This window comes from Streptomyces sp. NPDC050610 (assembly GCF_040654875.1).
GTDB lineage: Bacteria > Actinomycetota > Actinomycetes > Streptomycetales > Streptomycetaceae > Streptomyces.
The window spans coordinates 208,565-221,330 of sequence record NZ_JBFAIV010000002.1; the positions used below are offsets into that span (position 1 = coordinate 208,565).

10 protein-coding genes are annotated in these 12,766 nt (G+C 73.4%); 6 read left to right on the forward strand and 4 right to left on the reverse strand.

Features of this window, described 5'->3' with window-relative positions; translation table 11 throughout:
• Window positions 1-252: 252 nt before the first annotated feature.
• The 6 genes from AB0I22_RS03170 (at window position 253) to AB0I22_RS03195 (ending at window position 7,461) form a co-directional block, all read left to right on the forward strand.
• Window positions 253-654 (forward strand): helix-turn-helix transcriptional regulator, encoded by a 402-nt coding sequence (locus AB0I22_RS03170; RefSeq protein ID WP_363128863.1) that lies wholly within the window; start codon window positions 253-255, stop codon window positions 652-654.
• 21 nt (window positions 655-675) lie between these two features.
• Window positions 676-1,503 carry a molybdate ABC transporter substrate-binding protein gene (gene modA / locus AB0I22_RS03175; protein WP_363128864.1) on the forward strand — a complete coding sequence of 276 codons (828 nt, stop codon included), beginning with the start codon at window positions 676-678 and terminating at the stop codon, window positions 1,501-1,503.
• 86 nt (window positions 1,504-1,589) lie between these two features.
• Window positions 1,590-3,512 (forward strand): ABC transporter permease, encoded by a 1,923-nt coding sequence (locus AB0I22_RS03180; RefSeq protein WP_363129095.1) that lies wholly within the window; start codon window positions 1,590-1,592, stop codon window positions 3,510-3,512.
• A gap of 211 nt (window positions 3,513-3,723) precedes the next feature.
• A complete protein-coding gene (locus AB0I22_RS03185) occupies window positions 3,724-5,241 on the forward strand; it encodes an alpha/beta hydrolase (protein WP_363128865.1) in 1,518 nt (505 codons plus the stop codon).
• Between the two features lie 227 nt (window positions 5,242-5,468).
• A complete protein-coding gene (locus AB0I22_RS03190) occupies window positions 5,469-5,687 on the forward strand; it encodes a hypothetical protein (RefSeq protein WP_363128866.1) in 219 nt (72 codons plus the stop codon).
• A 130-nt stretch (window positions 5,688-5,817) separates the two neighbouring features.
• Window positions 5,818-7,461, forward strand: coding sequence for an alpha/beta hydrolase (locus AB0I22_RS03195; RefSeq protein WP_363128867.1), 1,644 nt, complete (start codon window positions 5,818-5,820; stop codon window positions 7,459-7,461).
• 187 nt (window positions 7,462-7,648) lie between these two features.
• On the opposite strand, the gene moeZ is transcribed toward AB0I22_RS03195, so the two are convergent.
• From moeZ to AB0I22_RS03215, 4 genes are all read right to left on the reverse strand, one after another.
• Complete coding sequence (gene moeZ, locus AB0I22_RS03200; RefSeq protein ID WP_363128868.1) at window positions 7,649-8,827, reverse strand: adenylyltransferase/sulfurtransferase MoeZ; 1,179 nt, start codon at window positions 8,825-8,827, stop codon at window positions 7,649-7,651.
• A 79-nt stretch (window positions 8,828-8,906) separates the two neighbouring features.
• Complete coding sequence (locus AB0I22_RS03205) at window positions 8,907-9,755, reverse strand: spherulation-specific family 4 protein (RefSeq protein WP_363128869.1); 849 nt, start codon at window positions 9,753-9,755, stop codon at window positions 8,907-8,909.
• Window positions 9,743-10,681, reverse strand: coding sequence for an NAD-dependent epimerase/dehydratase (locus AB0I22_RS03210; RefSeq protein WP_363128870.1), 939 nt, complete (start codon window positions 10,679-10,681; stop codon window positions 9,743-9,745). Before AB0I22_RS03210 ends, AB0I22_RS03205 begins: the two co-directional genes overlap by 13 nt.
• Before the next feature lie 698 nt (window positions 10,682-11,379).
• Window positions 11,380-12,498 carry a hypothetical protein gene (locus tag AB0I22_RS03215; protein WP_363128871.1) on the reverse strand — a complete coding sequence of 373 codons (1,119 nt, stop codon included), beginning with the start codon at window positions 12,496-12,498 and terminating at the stop codon, window positions 11,380-11,382.
• Window positions 12,499-12,766 lie beyond the last annotated feature (268 nt).

Consider the following 12,766-nt stretch of genomic DNA (forward strand, 5'->3'; position numbering starts at 1 on the left):
GCGGGCGCCTGCCCGTACCCGTGCCGGGCCGGCCGAGGTGGATGCGCGCGCTCGCGCACAAGCGTCCTCAAGCGCCGGACGGGCTGAAATGAACGCGCCCGCCCCCTCCCGCGCACAAGCGTCCTCAAACGCCGGACGGGCTGAAGTGAACGTGCCCGCCCACCACCAGCAGCAACCTCCACGCCGCATTTGCCAGTGCCTTTATCCGATTTACCTTGCATCTACAGGATGAATAGCCATACGGTGCCGCACATGCGGTCCTACACAATTGGCCAGGCGGCGCGCCTCCTCGGCGTCAGTTCCGACACCGTCCGGCGCTGGGCCGACGCCGAGCGGATTCCGACGCGTCGGGACGAGTTCGGCAAGCGGCGCATCGAGGGGACCGACCTGGCGGCCTTCTCGGTCGCGCTCGCGGCGGACGCGAACGGTTCCGACAGCGAGGACTCCGGGTACACCAGCGTCCGTAACGCCTTCCCCGGCATCATCACGGCCGTCAAGCTCGGCGACGTCGCCGCCCAGGTGGAGATCCAGGCCGGGCCGCACCGGCTCGTCTCCCTCGTCACCCGCGAGGCCGTCGAGGAGCTGGGGCTGGCCGTCGGCATGGAGGCCGTGGCCCGTGTGAAGTCCACCAATGTCCATATCGACCGCGCCTGACACCCGGCTTCTGGAGTTTCGATGTCCCGCACGTCCCCCACGTCCCGTACGCCCCGCGCTCCCCGCACCCTCGTACGCCGTGCCGCGCTCCCCGTCCTGGCCGCCACCCTGCTCGTACCGCTCGTCGCGGCCTGCGGCAGCGACGACAAGAAGGACTCCGGGGCCTCGGGCGACGGCAAGAAGAACACCACGCTCACCGTCCTCGCCGCGGCCTCCCTCACCGACGTCTTCAAGCAGGCGGGCGCCGCGTACGAGAAGGAGCACCCGGGCGTCAAGGTGAAGTTCTCCTACGCGGGATCGCAGGAGCTGGCCTCGCAGGTGCGGCAGGGCGTGCCCGCCGACGCCCTCGTCACCGCCGACACCAAGACCATGGACGGGCTCAAGTCCGATTCGGAAACCCCCTCCGTCATCGCCAAGAACCGGCTGACCATCGTCACCGCCAAGGGCAACCCGAAGCACGTGAAGGGCCTCTCCGACCTCTCCAAGAGCGACCTCAAGGTGGTACTCGCCGCGCCCCAGGTGCCCGTCGGCCGCTACAGCAAGAAGGTCCTCGACAAGCAGCACATCAGCGTGAAACCGGCCTCCCAGGAGCCCAACGTCCGCGCCGTCCTCACCAAGGTCCAGCTGGGCGAGGCCGACGCCGGGATCGTGTACGCCACCGACGCCGCCGTGGCGGGCAAGAAGGTCGCCACCGTCGACGTGCCCGACGACCAGAACGCCATCGCCTCCTACCCGGCGGCCGTTCTCAAGGGCTCCAAGCACAGCTCCGACGCCGCCTCCTTCGTGAAGTGGCTGAACACCGACGAGTCGCAGCGGCTGCTGCGCGCCGCGGGGTTCCAGAAGCCGTGACCGCGAACGCCACGCGCGCCCCCGGCCGCACGCGCGCGGTCCGGGGGCGTACGCCTTTCACCCTCTCCGTTCCCGCCGTACTCGCGGTGGTCTTCCTGCTGCTCCCCCTCGCGGGGGTGCTGGCCCGCACGCCCTGGTCCACGCTGACCACCCGGCTCTCCTCGCACGAGGTCAGCCAGGCGCTCGGCCTCTCGCTGTTCGTCTCCGCCTGGGCGCTGCTGCTCGCGCTCGTCCTCGGCATCCCGCTGGCCTGGCTGCTCGCCCGCGTGGAGTTCCCCGGCAAGGCGCTGGTGCGCTGCCTGGTGATGCTGCCGATGGTGCTGCCGCCGACGGTCGCGGGCGTCGCGCTCCTCCAGGGGTACGGGCGGCGCGGGCTGCTGGGCCCGGCGCTGGAGTCGTGGTTCGGCGTCTCCCTGCCGTTCTCCACCACGGGCGCGGTGATCGCCTCGGCGTTCGTCTCCATGCCGTTCCTGGTCATCAGCCTCGAAGGGTCCCTCGCCGGACTGCACCCCCGGTACGAGGAGACGGCGACGTCCCTGGGCGCCGCGCCCCTGCGGGTCTTCCGCACCATCACGCTGCCGATGATCGCGCCGGGGCTCATCGCGGGGGCCGCGCTGTGCTGGGCGCGCGCGCTCGGCGAGTTCGGCGCGACGATCACCTTCGCCGGGAACCTGCCCGGTACGACGCAGACGCTCCCCCTCCAGGTCTATCTGCTGCTCCAGGACGACCCCGAGGGCGCGACCGCCGTCTCCCTCCTGCTGCTGGTCATCGCGACGGTGGTGCTCCTCGCGCTGCGCGGCCGCTGGCTGGGCGGCAAACCGGCCGAGCCGAAGGCCGCCGCCACGGGTTCGACGGACGACAGCGGCGACAACGGCAGCAGCGGGACCGGCGGCACCGGCGGCAGCAGCAGCGACGCCCGGTCGTCCGCCAAGGAGAGCGGCCGGTCCCCCGTCCGCGACCTGCCCAAGCCGGCCCTCGCGCCCCTGCGCACCACCGTCACCGGCGCCACCAACGCCGCGCTCGACGCCCCCGCGGGCACCACCATCGCCGTCGTAGGACCCAACGGCGCCGGAAAGACGACGCTGCTACGGGCGCTGCTCGGCCTCACCCACCGGGCCACCGCGCGGCCCCTCGCCCTGGGCGACGCGGAGGTCTCCGCCGAACCGCCCCACAAGCGCCGGATCGCCTGGGTCCCGCAGGACGGGGCGCTCTTCCCGCACCTCACCGCCCTCGCCAACACCGCGTACGGGCTGCGTGCCCAGGGCACGGCGAAGGCCAAGGCGCACGCGGAGGCGCAGCACTGGCTGGACGCCCTCGGCGTCGGCCATCTCGCCCTCCGCAAGCCGGGCGGTATCAGCGGCGGCCAGGCCCAGCGCGTGGCGCTCGCGCGCGCCCTCGCCGCGCGCCCCCGGCTGCTCCTTCTCGACGAGCCCCTCGCGGCCCTCGACCAGTCCACGCGCGCCCGGGTCCGGCACACCCTGCGCACCCACCTCGCGGACTTCCCCGGCGTCTGCCTGATCGTCACCCACGACCCCGTGGAGGCGGTCTCCCTCGCCGACCGGATCCTCGTGCTGGAGGACGGTTCGACCCTCCAGTACGCGACGCCGACCGAGCTGACCCGGCATCCCCGCTCCCCCTGGGTGGCCCGGATGCTCGGCCGCAACGCCTGGCCCGGCACCGCGAAGGGCGAATCGCTGCGGCTGGCCGGCGGCGCGGACCTCATCGCCGCGGACCCGCTCCCCGCCGAGCACACGCCGGGGCTCGCCGTCGTCGGCCCCGAGGCCGTCTCCCTGCACACCACCCGCCCCGAGGGCAGCCCGCGCAACGTCTGGGCCGGTACGGTCCGCGAGATCGCCGCGCAGGGCGGCCGGCTGCGGGTCCTCGTCGACGGCGAGCCCGAGGTCGTCGCCGAGATCACCCCGTCGGCTGCGGCGGAGCTGGGCCTCGTGGAGGGCGCGGAGGTGTGGGTGAGCGTGAAGGCGACGGAGGTGACGTTCGTACCGCTGTAGGGCGGGGGACGCGTCCGTACGGCGACAAGGCGCGTCCGTACGGCGGCAGACTCGTCCGTACGGCGGCAGGGCGGAGGGCGCGTACGCACGCGGCCCGGGTCTCACCCGTACGGACCGCGAGGCGCGCGCCCGGCGGCGGCCCGACCGGAGGATGGCAGTCCGCGTACGTTCCCGTTCCGCGTACGCCCCGCCGACCTCCGGGAGAGCCGCCGTGTCGAGATCCGTACGGACCGGGGCCCTGTCTTTCGCCGCACTGCTGGCCGTCGCCGCCGTCGGGGGCTGCTCCGACGGCGGCGCGGACAGCGCGCGGGCCGACACGAGCGCCGGCCAGAAGCTGGACTGGAAGTCCTGCCCCGCCCCCAGCGACAGCGAGGACGCCTCCTCGGGCCAGGCGCCCGGCGACTCCTGGGAGTGCGCCACGCTGCACGCCCCGCTCGACTACGGCCGCCCCAAGGGCGACACCATCGGCATCGCCCTGATCCGCGCCAAGGCCACCGACCCGGACCACCGGATCGGCTCGCTCTTCTTCAACTTCGGCGGGCCCGGCGGCTCCGGCATCAGCACCCTCCCCGCCTTCGCCGAGGACTACCAGAACCTCCGCACCCGCTACGACCTCGTCAGCTTCGACCCGCGCGGCGTCGGCCGCAGCGACGGCGTCAAGTGCCTCGGCGACAAGGACCTCGACTCCTACTACGCGGCCGACTCCACCCCCGACGACGCGGCCGAGCGGCGCGCCCTCCTGGACCGCGTCAAGAAGTACGCCGCCGCCTGCGAGAAGAACTCCGGCAAGGTCCTCGCCCATGTGGGGACGTCGAACGCGGCACGCGACATGGACCTGATGCGCGAGGCGCTCGGCGACGCCAAGCTGCACTACTTCGGCATCTCCTACGGGACGGAACTCGGCGGCGTCTACGCCCACTTGTTCCCGAAGAAGGTGGGGCGCGCCCTCCTCGACGGCGTCGTGGACCCGACGAACGACCCCGTGCGGAGCGCCCTGGGCCAGGCGAAGGGCTTCCAGCTCGCGCTCGGCAACTACCTGCGGGCGTGCGCCGGGAGCCGGGACAACTGCCCGACCGAGCGGCAGATCCAGCGGTTGCTGGACCGCTTGGACAAGCGGCCGGCGCCCGCGGCGGACGGCCGTAAGCTCACGCAGTCGCTCGCCAGCGGCGGCATCGCCCAGTCCCTGTACTCGAAGGACTTCTGGGACTACCTCACCGAAGGCGTGGAGGACGCCGAGAACGGCGACGGCAAGATCCTGCTCGCCCTCGGCGACTCCATGAACGGCCGCGACAAGGACGGCGCGTACAGCTCCTTGCAGTCCTCCCTCACCGCCGTCACCTGCGCCGACTTCAAACAGCGCTACACGGCCGACGACATCGCGGGCAAGGTCGGCGAGTTCCGCCGAGCGTCGCCCGTCTTCGGCGACTTCATGGCGTGGAGCCTCACCCAGTGCACCGGCTGGCCCGTGTCCGGCGAGTGGGACACCCCCGAGGTGAGCGCCAAGGGCGCTGCCCCGATGCTGGTGGTGGGCAACACCGGGGACCCCGCGACGCCGTACGAGGGCGCCCGGCGAATGGCCCGCGAGCTGGGCAAGGGCGTCGGCGTCGAACTCACCTACAAGGGCGAGGGCCACGGCGCGTACAACAGCGGCAACGCGTGTGTGAAGCGCGCGGTGGACGCGTATCTGCTGGACGGCACGGTCCCGAAGGACGGCAAGGTCTGCTCTTGAACGAGCGCTGGGCCGGGCGAATCTCGAACGCTGGTCAGAGCTGGTCTTGAGCACTGCTCCGGACAGGTCTTGAGCGCTGGGCAGGACAGGTCTCGAACGCTGGGCAGAGGGGGTCTTGAGTGCTGGTCAGAGCCGATCCGGGCCGTTTCCCCGCCCCGCTGTCAGTGCCCCCAGCTACGATCGCCCGCACAGCAGTCCACCGCTGAGGGTTTCGGGAGGGGGCGGGGGTGGCGGACGGGGGTGCGTCGGGCAGCGCGGCGGTACGGGCGGATTGCGCGGACCGTCCGGCGGTCTACGCCATGCGCACCGGCCGTGCCGCCACCGGCATCGGCCGTGCCGCCACCGGCACCTCGCTCGACGATCCGGGCGCCGTCTTCCCGCGCTTCGTGGAGGCGGCCGCCCGCTTCGCCGACTGCCCGGCGGCCGGCGCGGACGCCTCGCGCTGACGGACGACGTCCGGCCACTTCCGGCAGAGGGCGAGCTCGCGCGCCCGCCCATATGGCATCCTCCGGTCACAGGCTCGCAAATCCGAAGAGTTCGAGCCTGTCGGACAGACAGGCAGGAGACTGACAGACGATGCGGAGCCCCATACGGAGCCGCCCCCGGACCCTGCCCAGGCTTCGGGCCCGGACGCTGGCGGCCACGGCCCTCGTGGTGGCCCTCGCGGCCACGGCGTGCAGCGGCGACGGCGGTGGCGGCGAGGCCGCCGGGGACAAGAAGGGGGACAAGAAGTCGGGCACCTCGTCCCCGTCCGCCCCGACCGGCGGTTCGGGGCTCGGCGCGCAGCGGCTGAGCTGGCACGGCTGCTCGGCCCCCACCACCGCGCAGGGCGGCACCGGCAAGGCCCCGGAGCCGCTCTCGGACGGCACCCGGTGGGAGTGCTCCACGCTCAAGGTGCCGCTGGACTACGCGAAGCCGGACGGGTCCGCCATCGACCTCGCCCTGATCCGCGCGAAGGCCCGTAGCGGCGCCTCCCGCGTCGGCTCGCTCGTCTTCAACTTCGGCGGGCCCGGCGGCTCGGGCGTGGCGACGCTGCCCGGCTTCGCCCGCGACTACGAGGCCCTGCGCGCCGGTTACGACCTCGTCAGCTTCGACCCGCGCGGCGTCGGCGAGAGCTCGGGCGTCAAGTGCCAGAGCGACAAGGAGATCGACGACTCGAACGCGATCGACGCCACCCCGGACGACAACGACGAGCTGAAGGCGGCGCTGGCCGCCAACAAGGCGTACGTCGAGGCGTGCCGGAAGAACTCCGGGAAGCTGCTCGGGCACGTGGACACCACGAGCGCGGCCCGCGACCTGGACGTCCTGCGCCAGGCGCTGGGCGACGACAAGCTGCACTACTTCGGCATCTCCTACGGCACCGAACTGGGCGCCGTCTACGCCCACTTGTTCCCCAAGCGGGTCGGCCACGCGGTGCTCGACGCCGTCGTCGACCCCACCCAGGACCCGCTCCAGGGCGACCTCAACCAGGCCAAGGGGTTCCAGCGCGCGCTGGAGGACTACATGCGGGACTGCGCGGAGAGCGTCACCGGCTGCCCGACCGGCAGCGGCCCCGAGGAGGGCACCAAGCGGATCACCGCGCTGCTGAAGAAGCTCGACTCGGAACCGCTGCCCACCCGCGACGGCCGCAAGCTGACCAAGGACCAGGCCGTCAACGGCATCGCGTCCGCGCTGTACTCCAAGGAGACCTGGCAGTACCTCACCCGCGGGCTCCAGGAGGCCACGACCCTGGGCAGCGGCAACTACCTGCAACTGCTCGCCGACTCGCTCTCCGGGCGCGACCGCAACGGCCACTACAGCAACCTCCAGGCCGCGAACCGGGCGATCACCTGCGCCGACGCCCAGCAGCGGTACGACGGCAACGACGTGCAGGCGTGGCTGGCGAAGTTCCGCAAGGCGTCGCCGGTCTTCGGCGAGTCCACCGCGTGGTCGCTGCTGAGCTGCGCCGGCTGGCCCGTGGAGGGCCGCTGGAAGACCCCGGACGTACGGGCCGCGGGCGCGAGTCCGGTCCTCGTCGTGGGCAACACGGGCGACCCGGCCACCCCGTACGAGGGCGCCCGGCGAATGGCCCGCGAGCTGGGCAAGAGCGTGGGCGTCGAGGTCACGTACAAGGGCGAGGGCCACGGCGCGTACAACAGCGGCAACGGCTGCATGACGCGGACGGTGAACGACTACCTGCTGCACTCCAAGGTCCCCGGGAACGGCAAAACCTGCTCGTAAGGCCCGAAGGGCCTGAGACCCGGAGACCCGGAGGCCCGGAGACTCGCAGAATCGCAGACCCGGAGACCCGGAGACCCGCAGGCCCGAAGCCCCTCAGGCCCGGAGGAACAGCGCATGACGGCGGGGCCCGCTCACCTTCTCCATTCCAGGTGAGCGGGCCCCGCGGGCCGTACGCGTTCGAGGAGGGCTAGTAGACCGGCTTCTCCGGCTCGATCTGGTTGACCCAGCCGATGACGCCGCCGCCGACGTGGACGGCGTCCGAGAAGCCCGCGGACTTCAGGACCGCGAGGACTTCCGCGGAGCGGACACCCGTCTTGCAGTGCAAGACGATCTTCTTGTCCTGCGGAAGGTCCTGAAGGGCGGTGCCCATCAGGAACTCGTTCTTGGGGATCAGCTTGGCGCCGGGGATCGAGACGATCTCGTACTCGTTCGGCTCGCGGACATCGATGACCTCGATGTTCTCGCCCTCGTCCAGCCACTCCTTGAGCTGCTTCGGCGTGATCGTCGCACCGGCCGCGGCCTCCTGGGCCTCCTCGCTCACGACGCCGCAGAACGCCTCGTAGTCGATCAGCTCGGTAACGGTCGCGTTCTCGCCGCAGACCGCGCAGTCGGGGTCCTTGCGGACCTTGACCTGGCGGTAGGTCATCTCCAGGGCGTCGTAGATCATCAGGCGGCCGACCAGCGGTTCGCCGATGCCGGCGAGCAGCTTGATGGCCTCGTTCACCTGGATCGAGCCGATGGAGGCGCAGAGCACGCCCAGCACGCCGCCCTCGGCGCAGGAGGGGACCATGCCGGGGGGCGGGGGCTCCGGGTAGAGGCAGCGGTAGCAGGGGCCGTGCTCGGACCAGAAGACCGACGCCTGGCCGTCGAAGCGGTAGATCGAGCCCCATACGTACGGCTTGTTCAGCAGCACGCAGGCGTCGTTGACGAGATAGCGGGTGGCGAAGTTGTCGGTGCCGTCCACGATCAGGTCGTACTGGGAGAAGATCTCCATGACGTTCTCCGCCTCAAGGCGCTCCTGGTGGAGAACGACGTTCACATACGGGTTGATGCCCTTGACCGAGTCGCGGGCGGACTCGGCCTTGGGCCGGCCGATGTCGGCCTGGCTGTGGATGATCTGGCGCTGCAGGTTCGACTCGTCGACCTCGTCGAACTCCACGATGCCCAGGGTGCCGACGCCGGCCGCGGCGAGGTACATCAGGGCGGGCGAGCCGAGGCCGCCCGCGCCCACACAGAGCACCTTGGCGTTCTTCAGCCGCTTCTGCCCGTCCATCCCGACGTCCGGGATGATCAGATGGCGCGAGTACCTGCGGACCTCATCGACGGTGAGCTCGGCAGCCGGCTCGACCAGGGGTGGCAGCGACACGGGGACTCCGTTGGTCGGTGGACGGGACCGGCCCCGCTCCCGCGGGGCACTTCTCCCCGTAACACTGCCACGCCCCTCCTCATTCCGAGACACCAGGTCCGATGCGCGAGACGATCTCGTCCCAGTAGCCGGGCAGCGACTCCCAGGCGCCGCCCCCGCCCGCCCCGCCCGCCGCTCCCGGGCGCGGCGAACGGTCCGTGAAGTAGACCGTTCCCGCGCCCTGCCAGCGGGCGATGCGCAGGGCCTCCTCCAGATGCGGGCCCGGCACACCGTGCACGAGGTGGCAGAACCGCTCGGGCGGGTAGTCGGCGGTCCACTCGGCGACCTGGGACCACCGGTAGTCGGACCACGCCCCTTCGAACGTCACCAACTGGTCCCCGCTCTCCACATATCCGGGGAAGGGCTGCGAGCCGTGGGCGAGGACGACGTACGCGCGGTCGAGCAGCGCGCGCAGGGTGGCGGCCGTGCGGCGCACCTCCGGCAGGCCGGAGCGCTCCGTGGGGCAGCGGTCCAGATAGAACCCGTCGACCTTGTACCAGTCCAGGAAGCGGTGCGCGTCCGAGATCAGTTCGCCGAAGGGGCGCGCGCCCGACCGCGCGTCCAGATGGCCCAGGACCCGCACCCCGGCGTCGCGCAGCCGCCCGGCGACGGCCAGGCAGTACGGGTCCGGGCGGGCCCCCGGGCCCTGGGCGACGTTGAGCACGCACCAGTCCAGCGGCACGTCGGAGCCGAGCAGTTCGCCCCACTCGGCGGGCGCGACCATCGGGTGGGCGTAGCCCGGCACCCCGATCCCGAGCCGCTGGGCGACGGGCGGCCGTGCGGCACCCGACCGGCCGACCGCATCCGGCCGGCCCGCCGCACCCGACCGGCCGGCCACTCCCGCCCGTTGTACCCGTGCCGTGATCCCACGAGGCGTCAGATACGGCATGCCGCCTCCATCCAGATGTCCGCGAGGGACTCCTCCAGGGCGATCCGCGGCCGCCAGCCGAGCCGGTCGCGGGCGGTACGCACGTCCGCCTGCTGCCAGCTGCCGCAGCCGTCCGGGTAGGGGAAGGCGGGCGCGCCGCCCGGGTGGTCGCCCGGCCCGCCGCGCAGCGCCGGCGCGTCCATCTCGTGCAGCGCCCCGGTGAACCCCGCGACGCGGGCGAGGACGGCCGCCGCGTCGCGCAGCCGCACCGCGCGGCCCGTACCGATGTTGACGACGCCCTGCGCCGCCGACAGGGAGGCGGCGTGCACGGCGCGGGCCACGTCCCGTACGTCCACGAAGTCCCGCTGCACGCCGAGACCGCTCAGCTTCAGCTCGCCCTCGCCGCTCTGCATCGCGCGCCGCATCGCCTCCGCCAGCCGCCCCAGCGGCGATCCGGCGGGGGTGCCGGGGCCCACGGGCGAGAAGACCCGCAGCACCACGGCGTCGAGGTCCGAGCCCAGCACCAGCTCCGTGCCGGCGAGCTTGCTCACGCCGTACGGGCCGCCGGGGCGCGGCACCGCGTCCTCGGCCGTCGAGGAGCCCGGCTGCGAGGGCCCGTACTCCGCCGAGCAGCCGATCTGCACCAGGCGCGCCCCGCAGCCGCTGCGCCGCAGCGACTCGCAGACCGTGGCGACGGAGACGGTGTTGTGCCGGGTCAGCTCGCGGGCGCCGCCGCGCGTGGTGCCCGAGCAGTTGATCACGACGCCGGGGTGCACGGCGTCCAGGAACCGGGTCAGCGCGCCGGGGCTGCCCGTGGACAGGTCGAAGCGGACGTCGGCGTCGTCACCGCGGCCGAGCGCCGTGAGCTGGACGGCGGGATCGGCGAGCAGCCGGTCGGCCACGTACCGGCCGAGATAGCCATTGGCGCCGAGCAACAGGGCCCTCATCGGTCACGCCCTCGCTCCCGCTCGGCCGGCCCGGAGGGTTCCGGGGCCCCCGTGTCCACTCTGCTGGTGCGTCGAACGGTCATGTGCGTTGCTCCTCAAGGTGATGGGCACCCGGCCGGGACCACCCCGGCCGAGCGATCGGACACGACGGCCCCACTGCCCGCCGTCGGCGAACGGGCAGGCGGGGACGCTGCGGCCGGTGAGGGCCGCTGGACGGGCCGGGGACGCGACGGGGCCTTCGGCGTACGCGCCCGGGGCGGTGCCGAGGAGGCCGTCGGGGTCTCCGCCGGGTTCACGGACTCCGCGCGCCGGGCGTACGGGCTCCCGCTCGCGCCGGGCGCGAAGGCCGGCGCAAGCACGGCGTACGGCCCCAGGCCCCGCCCGGGCCACCGGCCCGGTCGGACGGGCTCCCGTACGCGCCGCGCGTACCCGCCCGTGGGCGTACCGCGTACGAACCGACGCGGCCGCCCGGACCGCCGGCCCGCCCGCGTGCGGCGTACGGACATCCGTCCCGGCGGGTCCGCCGATCCGCCCTCGCACGGCGTACGCCCCCCGCGCCCCGTCTGGCTCGCGGCCCCCGAGGGCGTGCGGCAGACGGGCTCCCGCGTACGCCGAGCAGGCGGCCCCGCGCGCGTACGCCGCACGGACTCCTGCCGCCATCGGCCACGCGCTCCTCGCCCTCACCCCGGCCCCGCCCGTCACATCCGCCCCGTTCGGGACGTGGTGTGGGCCGAGGCCCGGGTGAGGGCGAGGAGCGCCCGCACCAGGAGGGCCAGGGCAGCGACGGTGCAGGCGGCGATGGGGACGGCGGCCGGGCCGTGGGCGGTGACCGCCGAGGCGACCGGGCGGGCGACCGCCTCACAGCCCGGCAGGCGGGCGATGAGCACGGCGCACACGGCGGCGGCCTCGGCGCAGCAGACCGTCGCCATGCCGGTGACCGCGATACTGGCGAAGCCGTGCGCCGCGAGCAGCCGGGCGGTGAAGAGGAGTGCGGCGAGCGACGCGGCGGCGGCCATGTCGCCCCAGACGACGAACGGCCGCTCGCCCAACGCGAGACGAGCCGCCGGGACGAGCGCGAGCACCGCGCACAGGAACAGCGCGACAGCCCCCGCCAGGAGCGGCCGGACCCGCCCGGCGAACTCCGCGAGACCTCGACTGTCCGTGAGCGCCCGGCGGGACCGTACGGCGAACCAGTGGGCGCACCACGCGGCCGGCGGCACGGCGAACGCCAGGGCCAGGGCGATGGGCGCGCCATCATGACCGGGGTGCTCGGCGGTGGGCAGGGCGTCCGGGCCGCCGGCGAGGACCTCGGCGAGCAGCCAGTCGCCGAAGAGCGCGTACCCGATCAGCCAGCCGACCGACAGCGCACCCGAGAACCCGCCGCCCCTGCCCGCACAGAACCGGAGCGCCACCGCCGCCACGGCGGCCCCACACGCGCCGACGCCGACGCGCGCCTCCGGGGCCTCTCCCCCGACGCACGACAGCGCCGCCACGGTCGCGGCGCACGCCGCTCCTGGCAGCAGATGCAGCGCGGCGCGCCGCACGCGCGCACCACGGGAACGGCGCGGGGCGACGGATTCGCCTACAGAGACGACGGTTTCGCCTACATAGGCGACAGATTCGCCTACATAGGCGACGGATTCGTCGTCAGGGGCGTCGTCGCGCGGCACGCGCGCGTACAGCTCCTCGGCGAGCGCGAAGACGTCCCGGTGGCGGCAGTTGGCGGCTATCCGGTCCGTGACTCCCCGCTCCTCCAGCCCAGCGGCGATCTCCAGCGGGTCGACGGCCCGCGCGCACAGCTCGCGGTGCTGGCGCATGAGCGCCTTGACGGGATCGGCGGGCCCGCGCGGGGGCTGACGAGCCGGACTTGTCGACCGGGGCCGATCCCGCGTTTCCGGCCGCTCCGGGGCCTCGTCCTGGTCCAGCGCGCCAAGGGGGCCGCCCTTAGCATCCGAAAGCACGGCTACGGGCTCGCTCCCGGCAGCCGCGCCCTGTGACGTCGTACGGGCCCGGCTCCCCAACTCCCGCCGCGCGCCTAGGCGGCCAGCCCGCCCGTCCGGCAGTGCGGATACAGGCTCAGCCCCG